The 19348-nt window shown below is 62.7% G+C and carries 14 protein-coding genes; 6 read left to right on the top strand and 8 right to left on the bottom strand.

The window, feature by feature from the left end:
* Positions 1–117 precede the first annotated feature (117 nt).
* From NL528_RS41045 to NL528_RS41070, 6 genes are all read right to left on the bottom strand, one after another.
* A complete protein-coding gene (locus NL528_RS41045; protein ID WP_309180017.1) occupies positions 118–1743 on the bottom strand; it encodes an ABC transporter ATP-binding protein in 1626 nt (541 codons plus the stop codon).
* Between the two features lie 4 nt (positions 1744–1747).
* Positions 1748–2926, bottom strand: a complete 1179-nt coding sequence (locus tag NL528_RS41050; protein WP_074273053.1) for an ABC transporter permease — start codon at positions 2924–2926, stop codon at positions 1748–1750.
* Positions 2926–4035 carry a microcin C ABC transporter permease YejB gene (locus NL528_RS41055; RefSeq protein ID WP_309180018.1) on the bottom strand — a complete coding sequence of 370 codons (1110 nt, stop codon included), beginning with the start codon at positions 4033–4035 and terminating at the stop codon, positions 2926–2928. The genes NL528_RS41050 and NL528_RS41055 overlap by 1 nt, the downstream gene beginning before the upstream one ends.
* A 3-nt stretch (positions 4036–4038) precedes the next feature.
* Positions 4039–5910, bottom strand: a complete 1872-nt coding sequence (locus NL528_RS41060; protein ID WP_309180019.1) for an extracellular solute-binding protein — start codon at positions 5908–5910, stop codon at positions 4039–4041.
* Between the two features lie 11 nt (positions 5911–5921).
* Positions 5922–7823, bottom strand: a complete 1902-nt coding sequence (locus NL528_RS41065) for an ABC transporter substrate-binding protein (RefSeq protein WP_309180020.1) — start codon at positions 7821–7823, stop codon at positions 5922–5924.
* 209 nt (positions 7824–8032) lie between these two features.
* Positions 8033–8581: a cytochrome c family protein gene (locus NL528_RS41070; protein ID WP_309180021.1), complete on the bottom strand. Its 549-nt coding sequence runs from the start codon at positions 8579–8581 to the stop codon at positions 8033–8035.
* 208 nt (positions 8582–8789) lie between these two features.
* On the opposite strand from NL528_RS41070, the gene NL528_RS41075 reads away from it, so the two are divergent.
* Together NL528_RS41075 and NL528_RS41080 are read left to right on the top strand one after the other, a co-directional pair.
* Entirely contained in the window at positions 8790–9530 is a 741-nt protein-coding gene (locus NL528_RS41075; RefSeq protein WP_309180023.1) for a 3-deoxy-manno-octulosonate cytidylyltransferase, read from the top strand.
* 31 nt (positions 9531–9561) lie between these two features.
* Complete coding sequence (locus NL528_RS41080) at positions 9562–10422, top strand: prephenate dehydratase (RefSeq protein ID WP_309180024.1); 861 nt, start codon at positions 9562–9564, stop codon at positions 10420–10422.
* 136 nt (positions 10423–10558) lie between these two features.
* On the opposite strand, the gene NL528_RS41085 is transcribed toward NL528_RS41080, so the two are convergent.
* Positions 10559–11578: an LLM class flavin-dependent oxidoreductase gene (locus NL528_RS41085; RefSeq protein ID WP_309180025.1), complete on the bottom strand. Its 1020-nt coding sequence runs from the start codon at positions 11576–11578 to the stop codon at positions 10559–10561.
* Positions 11579–11977: 399 nt separating this feature from the next.
* Between NL528_RS41085 and metF the strand changes: the two genes are divergently transcribed.
* The 3 genes from metF (at position 11978) to maiA (ending at position 17576) form a co-directional block, all read left to right on the top strand.
* Positions 11978–12892 carry a methylenetetrahydrofolate reductase [NAD(P)H] gene (gene metF / locus NL528_RS41090; protein WP_309180026.1) on the top strand — a complete coding sequence of 305 codons (915 nt, stop codon included), beginning with the start codon at positions 11978–11980 and terminating at the stop codon, positions 12890–12892.
* A gap of 4 nt (positions 12893–12896) precedes the next feature.
* Positions 12897–16757: a methionine synthase gene (metH, locus tag NL528_RS41095; RefSeq protein WP_309180027.1), complete on the top strand. Its 3861-nt coding sequence runs from the start codon at positions 12897–12899 to the stop codon at positions 16755–16757.
* A gap of 156 nt (positions 16758–16913) precedes the next feature.
* The gene (maiA, locus tag NL528_RS41100; RefSeq protein ID WP_309180028.1) at positions 16914–17576 is read left to right on the top strand and encodes a maleylacetoacetate isomerase; all 663 of its coding nucleotides are present in this window, start codon (positions 16914–16916) and stop codon (positions 17574–17576) included.
* An 827-nt stretch (positions 17577–18403) separates the two neighbouring features.
* Here the strand turns inward: maiA and NL528_RS41105 are convergent.
* Positions 18404–19033: a glutathione S-transferase family protein gene (locus NL528_RS41105; protein ID WP_309180029.1), complete on the bottom strand. Its 630-nt coding sequence runs from the start codon at positions 19031–19033 to the stop codon at positions 18404–18406.
* A 190-nt stretch (positions 19034–19223) separates the two neighbouring features.
* Between NL528_RS41105 and NL528_RS47380 the strand changes: the two genes are divergently transcribed.
* A complete protein-coding gene (locus tag NL528_RS47380) occupies positions 19224–19346 on the top strand; it encodes a hypothetical protein (RefSeq protein WP_375144108.1) in 123 nt (40 codons plus the stop codon).
* The last annotated feature ends 2 nt before the right edge of the window (positions 19347–19348 follow it).

Below are 19348 nucleotides of genomic sequence, written 5' to 3' on the forward strand. Positions count from 1 at the left end.
ATCGAAGTCGGATGTATCCGACTTCGATCATTTTAAGTGCCCAACTCGGGTAAACCCGAGTTGGGAGGGAGACGTGCGACCGAGCCTGTTGCGCTTCCGGTATCCACAGGCTCGCTGTTAAACTCCAACCGCCGCATCGGGATCGGCTTCCATCCGGAACGCGGCGGCAAACAGCGCGCGGGTGTAATCACTCTTCGGATTCTTGAACAGTTCGGCGGCCGGGCCTTCCTCGACTACCTTTCCAAGCCGCATCACGATCAGATGGCTGGCCAAGGAGGCCACCACGCGCAAATCGTGCGAGATGAACATGTAAGTCAGATCGCGCTTGCGCTGCAGCTCGCGCAGCAAATCGACCATCTGGGCCTGGAACAGCATGTCGAGCGCGCTGGTCGGCTCATCGAGCACGACAAAATTCGGCTCCAGCACCACCGCGCGCGCAATTGAGATGCGCTGGCGCTGACCGCCGGAAAATTCATGCGGATAGCGAAAACGCGTCGCCGGATCGAGACCGACGTCGTTCAGCGCCTTGATGACGCGCGTCTCGCGCTCTTCGTAGGACAGCGCGCGCTGATGCACGCTCAGGCCTTCGGCGACGATGTCGCCGACCGACATGCGCGGGCTCAGCGCGCCGAACGGATCCTGGAACACGATCTGCATGTCGCGGCGGAACGGCAGCATGTCCCTGAAGCGCAGCCCCTGGATGTTTTTGCCGAGAAACACGATCGGGCCGTTCGAGGAGATCAGCCGCAGCAGGGCAAGGCCGAGCGTGGTTTTGCCGGATCCGGATTCGCCGACCACGCCGAGCGTCTCGCCCTTGCGCACCGCAAGGCTGACGCCATCGACCGCCTTGATATGTCCGACGGTCTTGCGCAGCAGGCCGCGCCTGACCGGAAACCAGACTTTTAGATTGTCCGCGGACATCACGACCGGCTGGTCCGGCCGCGGCGGCGCCGGATCGGGCTTCGGCTCCGCCGCCAGCAGGTCGCGCGTATAGGGATGTTTCGGCGCGGTGAAAACCTGCTCGACCGGGCCCTGCTCGACGATCTTGCCATTCTTCATCACGCAGACGACGTCGGCGATGCGGCGCACGATGCCGAGATCGTGGGTGATGAAAAGCAAGCTCATGCCGAGCCGGGTGCGGATCTCGGCCAGCAGCGCCAGGATCTGCGCCTGCACGGTGACGTCGAGCGCGGTGGTCGGCTCGTCCGCGATCAGGAGATCCGGCTCGTTGGCGAGCGCCATCGCGATCATGACGCGCTGGCGCTGGCCGCCGGACAATTGGTGCGGATAGCTTTGCAGCCGGGTTTGCGGATCGGGAATGCCGACTTGCGTCAGCAGTTCGAGCGTCCGCGCCCGCGCCATCGCCGCGCTGACCGGATTGTGGAGTGAGAGTATCTCGCCGATCTGGGACTCGATCGTATGGAGCGGATTGAGCGAGGTCATCGGCTCCTGGAAGATGATCGAGACGTCGTTGCCGCGAATCTCGCGCATCTCGCGTTCGGACGATCCCAGCAGATCGCGCCCCTTGAACCGGATGCTGCCGGAGGGATGCGACGCGATCGGATACGGCAACAGCCTCAGGATCGACAGCGCACTGACCGACTTTCCGGAACCGGACTCGCCGACCAGCGCCACGCACTCGCCGCGCCTGATCGAGAAGGAGACATGATCGACCGCGACCGAGGCGCCGAACGCCACCGAGAGGTCGCGGATATCGAGCAGAGGCTGGTTGATGGCGTCCATGATGTTACCGGAACGTCTTGCGCGGATCGAAGGCGTCGCGCGCGCCTTCGCCGATGAAAATCAAAAGCGACAGCATGATCGCGACCGAGAAGAAGCCGGTGAAGCCGAGCCAGGGCGCCTGCACGTTGGCCTTGGCCTGCGACAGCAATTCACCAAGCGAGGGCGAACCGGGCGGCAGACCGAAGCCGAGGAAGTCCAGCGCCGTCAGCGTCATCACCGACGACGACACGATGAAGGGGAGGAACGTCATGGTCGCCACCATCGCGTTCGGCAACAGATGGCGGAACATGATCACGGGGTTGGAGACACCGAGCGCCCGCGCCGCCTGGATGTATTCGAAATTGCGCCCGCGCAGGAATTCGGCCCGCACCAGACCGACCAGCGACACCCATGAGAACAACAGGAGAATGCCGAGCAGGACGAAGAAACCCGGCGGCAGCACCGCCGATATGATCAACAGCAGATACAGCGAGGGAATCGCGGTCCAGACTTCGATGAAACGCTGGAAGCCGAGGTCGACCCAGCCGCCGAAATAGCCTTGCACGCCGCCGGCGGCGACACCGATGATCGAGGAGATGATGGTCAGCGTCAGGCCGAACAGCACCGAGATACGAAAGCCGTAGATCAGGCGCGCGACCACGTCGCGGCCCTGATCGTCGGTTCCGAGCCAGTTATATTCGAGGTCGCGGCAGCCGTTGAGGTGCTTCTTCGTCACCACCTCCTTGCACTGGTCCTCCGTCAGCAGCCAGGTCGGCTTCGATGGCGCCGGCGTCGGCAGGTCGAGATTGTGGGTGTCGTAGGAATAGCGGATCAGCGGCCAGACGATGCTGCCGCCCTTGGCCGCGATCTGTTTCTGCAAGTAGGGATCGCGATAGTCGGCGGCGGTCTCGAAATCGCCGCCGAAAGTGGTCTCCGAATAACTGACAAAGGCCGGCCAGTAGAGATGGCCGTCATATTTGACGAGGAAGGGACGATCGTTGGCGATCAACTCGGCAAACAGCGAGATGAAGAACAGGATCAGGAAGATCCAGAGCGACCAGTAACCCCGCCGGTTGGCCTTGAAATTCTGCCAGCGGCGGCGGTTGAGCGGCGACGGACTGAAGCGGTGGCGCGTCGGCGGGACGGCTTCGCCGAGCGGCGCTTGCGTCGTGGTCTCGACCGGCAGGGGTGCGGTGATCGTCATCAGACCTCACGCGCCTCGAAATCGATCCGCGGATCGATCCACATGTAAGCGAGATCGGAGATCAGATTGACCACGAGGCCGACCAGCGAAAAGATGAACAGCGTGCCGAATACGACCGGATAATCGCGATTGAGTACGCTCTCGAAACCGAGCAGGCCGAGCCCGTCGAGCGAAAAGATGGTTTCGATCAGCAGCGAGCCGGAGAAGAAGGCATGGATGAACGCGCCGGGAAATCCCGCGATCACGATCAGCATCGCGTTGCGGAAGATGTGATTATACAGCACCTGCCGCTCGCTGCAGCCCTTGGCGCGCGCGGTCATCACATATTGCTTGCGGATCTCATCGAGGAACGAGTTCTTGGTCAGAAGCGTCATGGTGGCGAAGGCGCCGAGCGCCATCGCGATCAGCGGCAGTGTGATGTGCCAGAAATAATCGATGATTTTCCAGTACCAGGGAAATTGCGACCAGCCGTCCGAGGTCAGCCCCCGTAGCGGGAAAATGTTGAGGAACGAGCCGCCGGCGAACAGGATGATCAGCAGGATCGCGAACAGGAACCCGGGAATCGCAAATCCGACGATGATCACGGCAGAGGTCCAGGTATCGAACTTGGAGCCGTCCATCACCGCCTTGCGGATGCCGAGCGGGATCGAAATCAGATAGGTCAGCAGCGTCATCCAGATCCCGAGCGACATCGAGACCGGCAGCTTCTCCTTGATCAGCTGGAGCACGCTGACGTCGCGGAAATAGCTCTTGCCGAAATCGAACCGCGAAAAATTCCACACCATCAGCGCGAAACGCTCGGGCGCCGGCTTGTCAAAACCGAACTGGACTTCCAGTTTCTTGATGAAGTCCGGGTCGAGCCCCTGCGCGCCGCGATATTTCGAATTGACAGCGTTCCCGGGTGCTGCGGCCGGGTTGCCGCGCGCACCGAAATCGCCGCCGCCGCCGGAAATCCGGGACGTCCCGCCGGTGTCGGCGCCAGAAAGCTGGGCGATCACGCGCTCGACCGGACCGCCCGGCGCGAACTGAACGACGATGAAGGAGACGAACAGAATTCCCAACAGTGTTGGGAACATCAGGAGAATACGGCGGGCAATATAGGCGCTCATGAATTATTTCGCCTGCTCGAGCTTGGCGGCCTTGTTGGGATCGAACCACCAGTTTTCCGGCGCACCGACGCCCTGCGCATACTTCGCCGGCTTTTCCGGGTGACTAAACACATCCCAATAAGCGATCGGGTGCGTGGAGCGGTACCACTGCGGCACCCAATAACGGCCGGCCCGAAATACCCGGTCGAGCGCCTGGCAGGCGAAAGTCAAATCGGCGCGGGTTTCGGCGCTGATCGCCTTTTCGATCAGCGCGTCGATCGCGGGACTGGCAACGCCTGCCAAATTATACGAGCCTTTGGTGGCCGCCTCCTTCGACGAAAAATACGGCCGCAGGCTGTCGCCCGGCGTCGCCGACATGCTCATGCGCTGGACCGTCATCTCGAAATCAAAGGCTTCCTCACGGGCGCGGAATTGCACGGCGTCAACCAGCCGGATGCCGGCCTCGACCCCGATCTGGCCGAGATTCTTGATGAAGGTCGCGTGATGCGGCTGAAATGACGGCTCGTCGAGCAGGAATTCGATTGTGAAAATCTCGCCGTTCGGCAATCGCCGCTTGCCATCCTTGACGACGCATCCGGCATCGTTGAGCAGTTGCACGGCCTTGCGCAGCAGCGTCCGGTCCTGCCCCGATCCATCCGACACCGGCGGCACGAAGGGCTCACCGAACACCTCGTCCGGCACCTGGCCGCGGAACGGCTCAAGCAGCTTCAGCTCTTCAGGCGAAGGCGGTCCGCTCGCCACCATGTCCGAATTCTGGAACGGCGAGCAGGTGCGCGCATAGGCGCCATACATGACGGTCTTGTTGGTCCACTCGAAATCGAACGCATAGCCCAGGGCTTCACGCACGCGCGGATCCTTGAACTTGTCGCGGCGGGTATTGAAGATCCAGCCCTGCCCGCCGGACGGCGTTTCATCCGGCAGCGTCTCACGCTTGACCCGGCCGTCCTTGACGGCTGCGAAGTCGTAGCGCGTGGCCCAGATACGCGCGGTGAACTCCTCGCGGAACAGATAGCTCTTGCCTGAAAAGCCCTCGAACGCGACATCGCGATCGCGATAAAACTCGTAGCGTACGGTATCGAAATTGTAGCTGCCGCGGTTGACGGCAAGGTCGGCCGCCCACCAGTCCTTGACCCGATCGTATTCGACGTAGCGGTTGACCTCGTATTTGCCGACCTTGTACGGCCCCGATCCGAGCGGCGCATCGAGGCTCGATTCATCGAACGGGCGCGTGGCGTAATAGGCTTTCGAGAAGATCGGCAGGCCGGCGACGAAGAGCGGCACATCGCGCGCGCGCTTCGGCGCAAAGGTGACAATCACCGTCGCATCGTCGGGTGTTTCGGCCTTCACAAAGTCGCGCAGCTGAACCACGATCAGCGGGTGGCCTTTTTCCTTCAGCGTATTCAGCGAGAAGGCGACGTCCTGCGCAGTCAATTTCGAGCCGTCGTGAAATTGCGCCTCGGGCCGCATCGTAAAACGGTAAGTCAGCTTGTCGGGTGAAATCCGCACGGATTTCGCGGCAAGACCGTACATCGCGTCGGGTTCATCGTTCGCGCGCGCCATCAGGCTCACGAACGTCATGTCCATGCCCTGCGCGCCTTCGCCCTTCAGGATGTAGGCGTTGAACGAATTGAAGGTGAAGAAGGATTGGTTAAAGGCGCGGGCCGACGGGATCAGGGAAAACAATCCGCCCTTCGGCGCGGCGACATTCACGTATTCGAAATGGTGGAAGTCGGCCGAATATTTGAGATCGCCGAACACCGACATCCCGTGCGTCTCGGCGCTGTCCTCGGCGGCAGCGGACATCGGACAAAACCACGGAGCGCTCAGCGCACCAATGCCGAGACCGAGCACATGCCGGCGATTGAGTAGCGCCATGCGCGATTCCTTCAACTGCGCTTGCCGATCCGGGCGGCCTTGTCGGCGTCCCACCACCAGATCGTCGGGAAGCCCGACAACCCGTATTTCGGCATTTCCGCCGGCTGCCCGAAGCGGTCCCAGCGCGCAGTCCGTACTTTCGGATAATTCCACTGCGGCACGACGTAGTGATTCCACAGCAGCACCCGATCGAGCGCCTTGGTCGCGGCAACCAGGTCGTCGCGGTCCTTGGTGAAAATCACGCGCTCGATCAGCTTATCGATCGCCGGATTCTTGATACCGATAATGTTGCGCGACCCTGCCATGTCGGCGGCCTGGGAGCCCCAATATTCGCGCTGTTCGTTGCCAGGCGACAATGATTCCCCCCACGACGACACGACGATATCGAAATCCCAGCTACGCAGCCGGTTCTCATATTGCGACGGATCAATCGTACGTACGCTTACCGCAATCCCGAGCCGCTCCAAAGAAGGCTTGAAGAACAGCATGACCCGCTCAAAGCTCGGGTCCTCATTGAGCAATTCGACGCTGAATTGCGTGCCGGTCTTGCTCTCAACGAGCTTGCGGTCGCGAATTTCGTAACCGGCCTCTTTGAGCAAGCGGAGCCCCTCGCGCAGATTTTCGCGCACCGCTTCCGGGCTGCCACCCACCGGATTGGTGTAGGCCGTCGTAAAGACTTCAGCCGGCACCTCCGCGCGGACTGTCTCGAGGATTTCGAGCTCCTTGCCTTGCGGCAGCCCGCTCGAAGCCAGCTCCGTGCCATCGAAATAGCTGCTGACGCGCTTGTATTGGTCGAAGAATATCTGCTTGTTCATCTCCTCGAAATCGAACGCAAAATTCAGCGCGCGGCGCACGCGCGGATCCCTGAATTTGTCGCGTCGGATATTCAGTGCGAACGCCTGCATGATTCCAGAACTGCGGTTCGGAAACTCCTCCAGCAGCACTCGCTTTTCGGTGACTGCGGGAAAATCGTAGGCGGTAGCCCAGTTTTTCGCGCTGTTTTCGGTACGCCAATCCACCTGATCGCCCTTGAACGCCTCAAGCGCCACGATCGAGTCGCGGAAGTATTCGTAGCGCAGTTCGTCAAAATTGTTGCGGCCAATATTCGCACTGAGATCGCGGCCCCAATAATCCTTCACCCGTTCGAGCGCAATCGAGCGACCGGCGACGAAGTCCTTGATGCGATAGGGACCGGAGCCCAGCGGTTTCTCCAGCGTGGTAGCGGAGATGTCACGCTTGCGGCCTTCGGCGTCGCTCCCCTCCCACCAATGCTTCGGCAATACCAGAAGCTGGCCGACGATCTGCGGAAGCTCACGATTGCCGGGCGCATCGAAAGTGAACTTTATGTCGCGATCGCCACTCTTTTCGGCCTTCACCACATGGCGGTAGTAGGCCGAATATTGTGGATGATATTTCTTGAACGCGTCGAGCGAAAAAATTACGTCCTCCGGAGTCACCGGCTTGCCATCATGCCACTTCGCCAGTGCCCGCAGGCGATAGGTGACAGAAGAAAAATCCTCCGGATGGCTAAATACCTCCGCCAGCGCACCATATTCGGTCGAAACTTCGTCCAGCGACGGCGTCGTCAGCGATTCATAAATCAGCTGGACGGGGGCCGCTATCGCACCCTTGACCCCGGCAACCGTCAGATTCAAATTGTCGAAGGTCCCGATCAGAATCTGGCGGACGGTGCCGCCCTTGGGCGCATCCGGATTGACGTAATCGAAGCGTTTGAAGTCAGCCGGATATTTGATGTCGCCGAACAGCGACAAGGCATGTCGCCAGACCAGCCCGTCCGGTGCGGCTTGCGCGTGGGCCGGCGAAATCGCGGGAATGCCTGCGGGTAGCCCCAGCGCCGGAGCCATTGCGGCGACAGCGCCGCCTTGCAGAAGATGTCGTCGGGTAATCGCCAATTGCAGAATTCCTGTTGCTGACGCCAGCTAGTGAGGACCCAATATAAGGCAAGGGTTCGACAAATTACGTTGCTTTTTCCTCATCTTGCCAGACCGTAATCGGCGCCGGTGCGGCGAAACGTCCCGATAACAACAATGCGATCCCGATATGGAAACGGCCAGGCAATGCCTGGCCGCTATACCGACGCCCATGCGGGACGGTCGAAATCTTATTTCGCCGCCGTCGGCAGCGGAACCGGGCTGTCGGCCAGCGTACGCAGATAGGCGATCACGTCAGCGCGTTCACTGTCCTTCTGGATACCGGCAAAACCCATCGCCGTGCCGGGAATGTAACCCTTCGGATTGGAGATGAACTGGCTGAGCTCGTCATAACCCCAGGTGCCGCCCTTGGCCTTCATGGGCGCCGAGAAATTGAACCCGCGTCCCTCGCCCTTGTGGTCGCCGACGATACCGAACAGGTTCGGACCGACGCGGTTGGGGCCGCCCTTCTCGAAGGTATGGCAGGCAGCGCACTTCTTGGCCGCCGCAGCACCCTTTTCGACCGAGGCGGTCTGCAGCAATTTCTCGATCGGCTCGGACGGCGCCGGGGCTTCCTTGGCCCCACCCTCGTGGGCCTCTTCCTTCACGGCAATCTCAAAGCCCGGCTTTTCCGGCATCACGGGCGAAAAAATCGCGCCGGCGGCAAAGCTCGTCACCAGGAGCAGAATGCAGGTGCCGAGAACGGCACCGATCACTTTATTAAGTTCGAAGGAGTCCATATTGGATCAGGCTCCAGAGCCGGAAGGTCGACTGAAGGCCGGCAAAACGGCCGCGGATTCGCATCAGGAATCAGGCTTTCGCGCCGCACCCTCAGCAGGGTTGAGATATCGGTTTGCCCGCGCTCTGGCAACCCGTATAAACGCCCCGACTTTCCGCCCATCCCCATTATTTCCGGCATGTTTTCGCGCCGCCTTTGACCTCGCTCCGATGACAGAAACCCGCACTTTGGTGCTGATTCCCGCCCGCATGGCGGCCACCCGGCTGCCCGGCAAGCCGTTGCTCGACATTGCCGGCCTGCCGATGATCGTCCATGTGCTGCGCCGGGCGGAAGCCGCCAAAATCGGCCGGGTCGCGGTCGCGACCGACACGCCGGAGATCGCGGCCGCCGTGAAATCCCATGGCGGCGAGGTGGTGATGACCCACCCCGACCACCCGTCCGGCTCGGACCGGATTTACGAGGCCATGAAAACCCTCGATCCCGGGGGCAAGGCCGAGATCGTGGTCAATCTGCAGGGCGATTTCCCGACCATTACCCCCGACACCATCCGCAGCGTGCTGCCGCCGCTTGCCGACCCCGCGGTCGATATCTCGACGCTGGCGTCCGAGATTCACACCGAGGAGGAAGACGGCGCGCCGAGCGTGGTGAAGGCGGTCGGCTCGCCGATCGGCCCGCGACGGTTGCGCGCGTTGTACTTCACGCGCGCCACGGCGCCATGGGGCGATGGGCCGCGCTACCATCACATCGGCCTCTATGCCTATCGCCGCGCGGCGCTGGAGCGCTTCGTGCAGCTGCCGCCCTCGCCGCTCGAGCGCCAGGAAAAACTCGAGCAACTCCGGGCCCTGGAGGCCGGCATGCGGATCGACATCACCATCGTCGACACGGTGCCCCGCGGCGTCGATACCCCGGCCGATCTCGAAACCGCTCGCCGGATACTGGCAAATGGCTGAGCTCCTGATAGAAGGCGCCAGGAAAGATAACATGACCAATAAGCTGAAAATCGCGTTCCAGGGCGAGCCCGGCGCCAATTCCCATATCGCCATCGTCGAGGCCTATCCCGACGCCGAGCCGCTGCCCTGCCCGACGTTTGAGGACGCGCTGGCCGTGATCGCCTCGGGCGAAGCGGATCTGGGCATGATCCCGATCGAGAATTCGGTCGCCGGCCGGGTTGCCGACATCCATCATTTGCTGCCGAATTCCGGCCTGTTCATCGTCGACGAATATTTCTTGCCGATCCGTCACCAATTGATGGCGCCGCGCGGAGCCAAGCTCGGCGACATCAAGACGGTGGAGAGCCACGTCCACGCGCTCGGCCAGTGCCGCCGCATCATCCGAAAACTCGGCGTCAAGCCAATCGTCGCGGCCGACACCGCCGGCAGCGCGCGCGATGTCGCCGAGCGCGGCGACAAGACGGTCGCCGCGATCGCTTCGCGATTGGCCGCGCAAATCTACGGCCTGGACATCCTGGCCGAGGACGTCGAGGACGAGGCCCACAACACCACGCGCTTCGTGGTGCTGGCGCGCGAGGAAAAATGGGCTGAACAGGGCTCGGGGCCGCTGGTCACCACTTTTGTTTTCCGGGTGCGCAACCTTCCCGCCGCGCTCTACAAGGCGCTTGGCGGCTTCGCCACGAACGGCGTCAACATGACCAAGCTGGAAAGCTACATGGTCGACGGCGAATTCTCCGCGACCCAGTTTTACGCCGACGTCGACGGCCATCCCGACGACAGGGGCCTCGCCTTTGCACTGGAGGAATTGAAATTCTTCTCGCGCGAATTCCGCATTGTCGGCGTCTACCCCGCCCAACCCTTCCGCGCGACGTTCAGCGAGAAGGCGGATTGAGGGTTAGGGCGTCGCCGCACATGCGGGCGTCGTCCTGAGGTGCGCGCTCTTGCGCGCCTCGAAGGATAGATATCGCCCCTGGCCCATCCTTCGAGGCTCGCTGCGCTCTCTCCTCAGGATGACGGCGGCATATAAGCTACGCCGCAACCTTCTTGCCCAACCCGAACGCATCCGCCAGCAAATCATACGACTTCTTGCGCGCGTCGTGATCGTACACGGCGGTGATGATCATTAGTTCGTCCGGCTTGCTCGCCGCGATCATCGGCTGCAGTTTCGCCAGCAACGTCGCCGGGCTGCCGACGAACAGCCGCGTCCGGTTGCGCGCGATCGAGGCGCGCTCGGCGTCGGTGTAGGGATAGGCCAAGGCTTCCTCGACGCTCGGCAGCGGCAAATATTGGCCACGGTCCCGCCGCAGGCGGTTGAGGTCCATCGAGGATGCGAGCTTTTCGGCTTCCGCATCGGTTTCGGCGGCGACCGCGGCGATCGCCAAAATGCCGTGCGGCGTGGTGCGCCAGCCCGACGGCTTGAAGCGGGCGCGGTAATGCGTCATCGCCTCGATCGCGTCATAGGACGCAAAATGATGCGCGAACGCGAAGCCCATGCCGACCTGCGCCGCGAGCTCGGAAGAATAGTCGCTGGAGCCGAGCAGCCAGATCGGCGGCAGCGGTGAATCGTCCGGCATCGCCACCACATTGTTGTAGGGATGGCCGGGCGGGAAGCCACGGGTCTCCCACAGAATCAGCTCCTGCAGCCGTTCGAGAAAATCGTCGCCCTCGCGGCGGTCGAGCCGGCTGCGCAGCGCGTGCGCGGTGGCGCCGTCGGTGCCGGGCGCGCGGCCGAGGCCGAGATCGATCCGGCCGGGGAACAGCGCCTCAAGCATCTTGAAGCGCTCGGCCACCACCAGCGGCGCGTGGTTGGGCAGCATCACGCCGCCGGAGCCGACGCGGATGTTTTTGGTCACCGCCGCGATCTGCCCGATCATCAGGTCCGGCGCGGGGCTCGCCACCGATGCCAGATTGTGATGCTCGGCGAGCCAGTAGCGGACATAGCCGAGCCCATCGACATGGCGCGCCAGGTCGATGCTGTTGCGCAGCGCCGCGGCGGGTTTGGTGCCTGTGGTGACGACGGAAAGGTCGAGGACTGAAAGCGGGATCATGCGGCTAACCTAGTGCGGCAAGGCAGGGCCACAAAGGCCCCGGCCGTGCAGATCAGGCCCGCGCCGGTGGGGATGGAGATACCGTCGCCGAGCGGCTGGAAGTGGGACAAACGAAGATAAATCCTTAATATTCCCGTTCTGCCCAACCATGCCGAACCTACCCATTTCAATCCGATTTCCTGTACTTATATCCATAAAAACTGATCTTCTTTCACGGTTCGGCAACTTCGAGAATCCTGCCCACCGGCCGTATTTCTGACCATCAGAATCGATATTTTTACTATAAGTGGGCAATTTCCCATCCTTAATGGGCTGTTTGAGCGGCCCCGTTTGGCCTATTTTAGCGTCCTGCAGCCAAGCCTGACGCCGGCGCATCTTTTTTTGGAGTGTTTGAGTGCCATGACCGAGGTTACGTCCCCCGCGCCCGATGGGCACCGCGCGCTCACTTCGCCTGACATCTCGTTCGAGTTTTTCCCGCCGAAGACCGAGGAGATGGAGCGCAGCCTGTGGGAGACCATCAACCGGCTGGCGCCGCTCGCCCCCAATTTCGTGTCGGTGACCTATGGCGCCGGCGGATCCACGCGTGAGCGCACCCATTCCACCATCGCCCGCATCCTGAAAGAGACCCGCCTGACCCCGGCGGCGCATCTGACCTGCGTCGGCGCACCGAAGGGCGAGATCGACGACGTGGTGGCGCGCTATTACGAGATCGGCGTCCGCCATATCGTCGCGCTGCGCGGCGACCCCTCGACCGGAATCGGCACCGCCTACAAGCCGCATGCCGACGGCTATCAAAGCTCGTCCGATCTCGTGGCCGGCATCAAGCAGCGTTATCCCGACATCGAAGTCTCGGTCTCGGCCTATCCGGAGAAGCATCCCGAGAGCCCGAATTTCGACGCCGATATCGACACGCTGCAAGCCAAGGTCGACGCGGGTGCCGCCCGCGCCATCACGCAGGTGTTCTTCGATAACGATCTCTACTTCCGTTATCTCGATAGGGTGCGCGCCCGCGGCATCAACATCCCGATCGTGCCCGGCATCATGCCGATGCACAATTTCAAGCAGGCGAGAGCCTTCGTCACCCGCGCCGGCACCACCGTGCCCAACTGGCTCGCGGAGAAATTCGACGGTCTCGACGACGACGCCGAAACGCGAAAGCTGGTAGCGGCCACCGTTGCCGCCGGCCAGGTGCAGAAGCTCGCAAAACACGGCGTCGATACCTTTCATTTCTACACCATGAACCGCGCGGACCTCGTGTTCGCCATCAGCCATCTGCTCGGCATCCGCCCGCATGGCGCACAGAAAGCCGCCTGATCCAATGACCGTGCCTGTCTCTCCGAAGCGAACTGCCCTGCTCGCGGCCGCCCGCGAACGCATCCTGGTGCTCGACGGCGCCATGGGCACCATGATCCAGGGCCTGCAATATGACGAGGCCGCGTTCCGCGGCGAACGGTTCAAGGATTTTCACCGCGACGTGCGCGGCAACAACGATCTCTTGATCCTGACCCAGCCGCAGGCGATCGAAGACATCCACGCCGCCTATCTGCGCGCCGGTGCTGACATCGTCGCCACCAACACCTTCTCCTCGACCTCGATCGCGCAGGCCGATTACGAGATGTCGGACCTCGCCTATGAACTCAACCTTGACGGCGCCAAACTGGCGCGCGCCGCCGCCGAGCGCGTGAGCGCCGAGGACGGCAAGCGACGTTTCGTCGCGGGCGCGCTGGGCCCGACCAACCGCACCGCCTCGATCTCGCCGGATGTTTCCAATCCCGGCTATCGCGCCGTCACCTTCGACGATCTGCGCAATGCCTATGGCGAACAGATCAACGGCCTTTTGGATGGCGGCGCCGATATGCTGCTGGTCGAGACCATTTTCGATACGCTCAACGCCAAGGCGGCGCTCTACGCCATCGCCGAAATCACCGAGGCGCGCGGCATCGACGTGCCCGTGATGATCTCGGGCACCATCACCGACAAGTCCGGCCGCCTGCTGTCCGGCCAGTTGCCGGAAGCGTTCTGGAATTCGGTGCGGCACGCCAAGCCGATCACCATCGGCTTCAACTGCGCGCTCGGCGCGGAAGATCTGCGCGCCCACATTGCGGACATCGGCCGCGTCGCCGATACGCTGGTATGCGCCTATCCGAATGCCGGCCTGCCCAACGAATTCGGCCAGTATGACGAAACCCCGGAATATATGGCGCGGCTGATCGGCGAATTCGCCCGCGATGGCCTCGTCAACATCGTCGGCGGCTGCTGCGGCACCACGCCGGACCATATCGCCGCGATTGCCGCCGCCGTGGCGCCGCACAAGCCGCGCGCTATTCCCGTGATCGAACCGCGGCTGCGGCTTTCCGGCCTGGAACCGTTCGAGCTGACGCCGGCGATCCCGTTCGTCAATGTCGGCGAGCGCACCAACGTCACGGGATCCGCGCGATTCCGTAAATTGATCACCGCCGGCGACTATACCGCGGCGTTGCAGGTGGCGCGCGACCAGGTCGAGAACGGCGCCCAGATCATCGACGTCAATATGGACGAGGGCCTGCTGGATTCCGAAGCCGCGATGGTGACGTTCCTCAACCTCGTTGCCGCCGAGCCCGACATCGCCCGCGTTCCCGTGATGGTCGATTCCTCGAAATTCCACGTGATCGAAGCCGGCCTGAAATGCGTGCAGGGCAAGCCGGTGGTGAACTCGATCTCGATGAAGGAAGGCGAGGAAAAATTCATCCACGAGGCGACCATCGCGCGGCGCCACGGCGCCGCCGTGGTGGTGATGGCGTTCGACGAGGCCGGGCAGGCCGATACGTTCGCGCGCAAGACCGAGATCTGCAAGCGCGCCTACGACATCCTGGTCAACCGGCTGAACTTCCCGCCCGAAGACATCATCTTCGATCCGAATATTTTCGCGATCGCGACCGGGCTGGAGGAGCACAACAATTACGGCGTCGATTTCATCGAGGCGGCGCGCTGGATCCGCAAAAACCTGCCGCATGCGCATATTTCCGGGGGCGTCTCCAATCTCTCGTTCTCGTTCCGCGGCAATGAGCCGGTGCGCGAGGCGATGCATTCGGTGTTCCTGTATCATGCGATTCATGCCGGCATGGACATGGGCATCGTCAATGCCGGGCAGATGATCGTCTATGACGACATCGATCCTGAGCTTCGCCAGGTCTGCGAAGACGTCATCCTCAACCGCGATCCCGGCGCGTCGGAAAAACTGCTGCAGCTCGCGGAAAAGTTCCGCGGCAAGGAGAAGCAGACAAAAGAGCAGGATCTGGCCTGGCGCGAATGGCCGGTCGAGAAACGGCTGTCCCACGCGCTGGTGCACGGCATCACCGAATACATCGAGGAAGACACCGAAGCCGCGCGCAAGACCGTCGAGCGGCCGCTCAACGTGATCGAAGGCCCGCTGATGGCCGGCATGAACATCGTCGGCGATCTCTTCGGCGACGGCAAAATGTTCCTGCCGCAGGTGGTGAAGTCCGCCCGCGTGATGAAGCAGGCGGTCGCCTACCTGATGCCGTTCATGGAAGAGGAAAAGGCGCGCAACCTCGCCAACGGCATCGTTGGCGACGGCCGCAGCGCCGCCGGCAAGATCGTGCTCGCGACCGTCAAGGGCGACGTCCACGACATCGGCAAGAACATCGTCGGCATCGTGCTGCAATGTAACAATTTTGAGGTCATCGACCTCGGCGTCATGGTGCCCGCCGCCAGGATCATCGAAACCGCCAAGGCCGAGGGCGCCGACATTATCGGCCTGTCCGGCCTGATCACGCCGTCGCTGGACGAAATGAGTTTCCTTGCCGGCGAGATGGAACGGCAGGGCATGAAGCTGCCGCTCTTGATCGGCGGCGCCACCACCAGCCGGGTCCATACCGCCGTGAAGATCGACCCGAACTACAAGGGCGGGCCGGTGGTGCATGTCAATGACGCCAGCCGCGCCGTCGGCGTCGCCTCGTCGCTGCTCTCGCCCGAGCGGCGCGTGGCCTTTGCCGCCGACATGCGCGCCGAATACGCCAAAATTTCCGCGGCGCATTTCCGCGCCCAGGCCGACAAGAAGCGGCTGAAGCTCGCCGCCGCCCGCGCCAATGCGGTGACCATCGACTTCGCCAGGACGCCGCCGAAGAAGCCGGCGTTTTTGGGCATCAAGAGTTTTGACGCCTACGACCTCGCGGAGCTGGCCGAGTACATCGACTGGACGCCGTTCTTCCAGACCTGGGAACTGACCGGGCGCTATCCGGCGATCCTCGACGATCCCAAGATCGGCGAAGTCGCCCGCTCGCTCTATGACGACGCGCGCAAGATGCTCGACCGCATCGTCCGGGAAAAATGGTTCACGGCGCGCGCCACCATCGGCTTCTGGCCGGCCAATGCCGACGGCGACGATATTGCCGTCTACGCCGACGATAGCCGCCAACAGAAGATCGCGACCTTCCACACGCTGCGCCAGCAGCTGGAGAAGCGCGAAGGCCGTTTCAACGCCGCGCTGTCGGACTTTATCGCGCCGGCGACGTCGGGCGTACCGGATTATATCGGCGCCTTCGTCGTCACCGCCGGGATCGGCGAGGATTTGGTCGCCGACCGCTTCAAGAACGCCAATGACGACTACTCCTCGATCCTGTGCAAGGCGCTGGCCGATCGGCTGGCGGAGGCCTTTGCCGAGCGGCTGCATGCGCGGGTGCGCCGGGAATTCTGGGGCTACGCGCCGGACGAGGTGCTTTCGCCCGATCAGCTCATCCTCGAGCAATATGCCGGCATTCGGCCGGCGCCCGGCTATCCCGCGCAGCCCGATCACACCGAGAAGGCGACGCTGTTCTCTCTGCTCGACGCCGAAAACACCGCCGGCGTGAAGCTGACCGAAAGCTACGCGATGTGGCCGGGCTCGTCGGTCTCCGGGCTCTATTTCAGCCATCCCGAAAGCTTCTATTTCGGCGTCGGCAAGATCGAGCGCGATCAGGTCGAGGACTATGCCGCGCGCAAGGGCATGACGGTGGCCGAGACCGAGCGCTGGCTGGCGCCGGTGCTGAACTACATCCCCGCGCAGGACCGTCCGCAGGCGGCGACGCTGCCGCTGGCGCCCGCCGCAACAGCCGTCCCCGCCAACGACACCGCCTCGCATCCGCCGGGCTGCACCTGCGCGGTGCATCTGGCCTGGCGGAAAAAGGCTGTGGGGGCCTAGCCACTTTCTTCCCTTCTCCCCTTGTGGGAGAAGGTGGCGCGAAGCGCCGGATGAGGGGTCTCTATCCGCGGAGACAGACCCCTCACGCGTCTCGCGTCTGGCGACGCGAGCCACCCTCTCCCACAAGGGGAGAGGGGAAGAAAAGTGGAGTGCCCCATGAAATTCTTCTCCTTCTGGCGATCGCAGGCGAGCTTTCGGGTCCGCATCGCGCTCAACCTGAAAAAGCTGCCGAGCGAGGTCGTGTTCGTCGATCTCGATGCCGACGTGCATCACGCCGACGAATTTCGCCGGATCAATCCGCAGATGGCGCTGCCGGCGCTGGTCGAGGATGACGGCACCACGCTGTTCCAGTCGCTGGCGATCATCGAATATCTCGAGGAAACCCATCCGACCCCGCCGCTGCTGCCGGCCGATCCGCGCGGCCGCGCCCGGGTGCGCGCGCTGGCGCTGATGGTCGCCTGCGAGGGCCATCCTTTGCTGGTGCCGCGGGTGCGGCGCTATCTCGATCACGAACTGAATGTGCGGGACACCCAGCAAACGGCGTGGCGGCGGCACTGGACCGTCGAGACGCTGGCCGCACTCGAAGGCCATCTTGCCGGCCACAGAGATACCGGCCGCTTCTGCCATGGTGATCAGCCTTCACTCGCCGACATCTGCCTCGCCGGCCACGCCACCGTGGCAGACATGCTGCAGATCAACCTTGCGCCCTGGCCGACCGTGAAACGCATCTACGAGACATCCATGGCGATGCCGGAATTTTCGACGGCGCATCCGCTGGCGCAGGCGGATACGCCGGAGGCGATGCGGCCGAAGGGGTGACACCTCCGCGTCATTGCGAGCGGAGCGAAGCAATCCATGCTTCCGCTAGCTGAGAGATGGATTGCTTCGCGGAGCCTGTCATCGGGCGCGCGTTCGCGCGACCCGTTGGCTCGCAATGACGGTGCTCTAAACGTGCGCTCGCATCTCGCGGCGCGATCCGCCCGAGCTTTGCGTCATTCTCCACCCTCGTGGAAACACAGAGGGCGCAGGGAAGACCGGGTGCGCGCTGCACCCGCGGTCTCGCGTGCAATATGTGCACAAGAACACGCACACGAGCATACAGGTTCAGCGGAAACACTCCGGCCTTCCCCGCGCAATGGTTTTACGGCTTACTTCGTGCTCTCCCCGGTGACCGGCTTTGTTGCCACCGTCGCCATGCGGATCGCTCCACACGACTTGACGCCAGCATCGGGGCGCCCGGACCACACGACTTCGCCGTCCGCGTTGGCTGCGTTCGTCTTGCGCAGTCATCGCGTCCACCGCATCTCACCGCGCGTTTCGTGACGTTGCGCAACGCCCCTCTTCTTGGGTGAGACGCGCGGAGAAACACCACTGATTTGCCCGACGCGACAAGGGGAATATTTTTTCGGAGAGGGCTGGACAGGTTTTTTTGATTTGCCCGTCGGGCAGTTTCTCGGGGTGCGCGGCACGCGCTTACTTCCCCTCTCCCCTTGTGGGAGAGGGTGGCGCCTCACGAAGTGAGGCGACGGGTGAGGGGTTTGTCTCCGCAAACACCGAACGCGCGGATAGAGACCCCTCATCCGGCAGCCTTCGGCTGCCACCTTCTCCCACAAGGGGAGAAGGGAAGAGCGCCGCAGCGTCTCGACCTAATCCCCGCTCGGCGGCACCAGCGGCTGCACGATCTCCTGAAACGGCGGCAGCGCCTCGCATCGTGTGGCATGCGCCTTCAGCGCCGGATACCGCGCGTCGAACAGTGCAGGATGCCCTTCACCAGTGAAGCGCAGCGCGCAGGCCACCATGATGTCGGCATGCCCGATTCGCTCGCCGAACCAGAACGGCGTCGCGACCCGAGCCCGCTCCTTCTCCAGCAGCTCCAGCACGCCTGATATCTGCGCCTCGCAGCGCTCGACCCAGAGCTTGAGCTGATCCTTGCGCAGCACGCGCTCGTAAATCAGGCTGACCGCCTTGTCGGCGAGCCCGCTGCCCAGCGCGCAAATCTTCAAGGCGTGCCGCCGCTCCAGCCCCTTTGCAGCGATCATCGCCTTGTCCGGACCGACCAGCTCGTCGAGATAATCCAGGATCGCCGTACTCTCCATCAGCGCCTCGCCGCCATCCAGCACCAGTGTCGGCACCCGCCGCAGCGGATTATACGGCGCGATCTTGTCGGCCTCGCCGAACGTCGACCACGGCCGGTGCTCGAACGGCAGGCCGTAGAGTCGCAGCGCAATCGCGACCCGGCGGACGAAGGGCGAGTCGTATTGGCCGATCAGGAACATGGGGCTGGGCACCTCAGTGAGATTGGACAGAAGGGCTGGCTGCACATTTCTCTGAGCCGGGTACCGTCATAGACTAAGTTCCTATGACAAAAAGCAATTCCCTCGCTATTATCACGGGAATTTCAATTACTGATTGAGAGTTTCAATGTCCGCTAAGAAGACGTTCGTACCTGTGGTCGCTGTCCTAAACATGAAGGGAGGAGTAGGTAAAACAACCCTCAGTGCAAACATTTTCCGAGTGCTCTTCGAGCGCCATCGTGCCGGCACTCTTTTGTTAGACTTGGATCACCTGAGCTGCACCCGGTTCTGTTGACA

Origin of the sequence: Bradyrhizobium sp. Ash2021 (assembly GCF_031202265.1) — a bacterium.
Taxonomy (GTDB): domain Bacteria; phylum Pseudomonadota; class Alphaproteobacteria; order Rhizobiales; family Xanthobacteraceae; genus Bradyrhizobium.

Coding starts and splice junctions, on each gene's coding strand:
- NL528_RS41045 (WP_309180017.1), bottom strand. CDS start 1,743: ATGGACGCCATCAACCAGCCTCTGCTCGATATCCGCGACCTCTCGGTG.
- NL528_RS41050 (WP_074273053.1), bottom strand. CDS start 2,926: ATGACGATCACCGCACCCCTGCCGGTCGAGACCACGACGCAAGCGCCG.
- NL528_RS41055 (WP_309180018.1), bottom strand. CDS start 4,035: ATGAGCGCCTATATTGCCCGCCGTATTCTCCTGATGTTCCCAACACTG.
- NL528_RS41060 (WP_309180019.1), bottom strand. CDS start 5,910: ATGGCGCTACTCAATCGCCGGCATGTGCTCGGTCTCGGCATTGGTGCG.
- NL528_RS41070 (WP_309180021.1), bottom strand. CDS start 8,581: ATGGACTCCTTCGAACTTAATAAAGTGATCGGTGCCGTTCTCGGCACC.
- NL528_RS41075 (WP_309180023.1), top strand. CDS start 8,790: ATGACAGAAACCCGCACTTTGGTGCTGATTCCCGCCCGCATGGCGGCC.
- NL528_RS41080 (WP_309180024.1), top strand. CDS start 9,562: ATGACCAATAAGCTGAAAATCGCGTTCCAGGGCGAGCCCGGCGCCAAT.
- NL528_RS41085 (WP_309180025.1), bottom strand. CDS start 11,578: ATGATCCCGCTTTCAGTCCTCGACCTTTCCGTCGTCACCACAGGCACC.
- metF (WP_309180026.1), top strand. CDS start 11,978: ATGACCGAGGTTACGTCCCCCGCGCCCGATGGGCACCGCGCGCTCACT.
- metH (WP_309180027.1), top strand. CDS start 12,897: ATGACCGTGCCTGTCTCTCCGAAGCGAACTGCCCTGCTCGCGGCCGCC.
- maiA (WP_309180028.1), top strand. CDS start 16,914: ATGAAATTCTTCTCCTTCTGGCGATCGCAGGCGAGCTTTCGGGTCCGC.
- NL528_RS41105 (WP_309180029.1), bottom strand. CDS start 19,033: ATGTTCCTGATCGGCCAATACGACTCGCCCTTCGTCCGCCGGGTCGCG.
- NL528_RS47380 (WP_375144108.1), top strand. CDS start 19,224: ATGAAGGGAGGAGTAGGTAAAACAACCCTCAGTGCAAACATTTTCCGA.